This window comes from Shewanella sp. 11B5 (assembly GCF_002836795.1).
GTDB lineage: Bacteria > Pseudomonadota > Gammaproteobacteria > Enterobacterales > Shewanellaceae > Shewanella > Shewanella frigidimarina.
On record NZ_PJAP01000069.1, the window covers coordinates 1 to 1,387 of the forward strand.

The window sequence follows — 1,387 nt, forward strand, 5'->3', positions numbered from 1 at the left end:
TTTGGGTTTGACGACTCGCGATCAGGACGAATTAAAACGGCAGCGGTCACGTTTGTGCCACCAACAATCCTTGGTTTGTTATTTCCGAATGGATTTATTTTAGCGATTGGTTTTGCTGCGCTAGCTGCCACTATTTGGGCTGTTATTGTACCAGCGTTATTAGCCTATAAAGTAAGACAACAATATCCTGACTCAAAGGGATTTAAAGTCCCTGGTGGAACTCAGTTAATTGCTATTGTGGTGTTGTTTGGAGTTATCACTGCCACATGTCATTTGCTGGCCATGGCCGATATATTGCCGGTGTTTAAATAGACGCAAAAATTCCGGTGAAACAACTTTTAGCCTAAAAGCCTTCGTTTGAAGGCTTTTTGCTTTTCTGTTGATATCGACTTAACTTATGAGACAAGTTTCATGTTGGCTATATCAAGGCAACTATTTTTATAAAGGATTAGGATAATGAAGGTACAACAGTATCAACAAGGACAGCCTTGCTGGATTGAATTAGCAACTCATGATTGGGCGGCAGGTAAAGCATTTTATCAGGCGCTATTTGGCTGGGGAGCAGATGATATGCCTATGCCAGAAGGGCATTATACTATGCTGCAAATCGACGGTGATGATATTGCTGCAATGTACCCAATGCCAGCAGAAATGGAAGCCTTACCGACTCATTGGACAATTTATTTTGCGGTCGATGATGTTGATGCTACCTCTAAGGCTGTGGCTCAAGCTGGAGGTGAGATTATTGCGGGGCCTCATTCTGTTGGAGATGCAGGCCGTATGGCGCTATGCACAGATCCAGAAGGCTGTCGATTTGCATTATGGCAAGGCCAAGACCATATTGGCATTAAGCGATCGCAAGAATCAAATACCCTATGTTGGGTTGAGCTTGCTTGTCGTGATACCGCTGCGGCGAAACAGTTTTATAGCCAAGTATTAGGTTACCAAACTAAGCTTAATGATGTGGCTGATTTTGAATACACCGAATGGTATGCGGATGAACAAGCCATTGGCGGAATGATGGCAATGACTGCAGAGTGGGGTGATACTCCTGCCCACTGGATGAGTTACTTTGCCGTTGATGACTGTGATGTATCAGTGACTAAAGCACAAACCTTGGGAGCTACTGTTTGTGTGCCAGCAACCGATATTCCTAACGTAGGCCGTTTTTCAGTACTCAATGATCCACAAGGTGGGTTTTTTTCAATTATTGCGTTATTTGCTGCGGAATAAATAGATCTGAAAATTATATTTTTACATAATGAATGTTGATTATTTATATTCGTGTGTTGCCGATTAAAGCTAGAGTATCATTTAATGTAGAGTGCCGATTTAAGATAGAAGGCGATTGAACCTTGATTATTAAGTGATGTCATATTGAGTTGTT

The 1,387-nt window shown here is 42.0% G+C and carries 2 protein-coding genes; both read left to right on the plus strand.

Annotated features, from left to right (window positions below; genetic code table 11):
- Positions 1-312, plus strand: a 312-nt coding sequence (locus CXF78_RS00560; RefSeq protein WP_308302229.1) for an aromatic amino acid transport family protein, incomplete at its 5' end; no start/stop codon positions are given.
- A gap of 144 nt (positions 313-456) precedes the next feature.
- Positions 457-1,233: a VOC family protein gene (locus tag CXF78_RS00565; protein WP_102035692.1), complete on the plus strand. Its 777-nt coding sequence runs from the start codon at positions 457-459 to the stop codon at positions 1,231-1,233.
- Positions 1,234-1,387: the final 154 nt, after the last annotated feature.

What these genes read in the sequence shown, in the direction of transcription:
- CXF78_RS00565 (WP_102035692.1), top strand. Translation starts at nt 457, where the DNA reads ATGAAGGTACAACAGTATCAACAAGGACAGCCTTGCTGGATTGAATTA.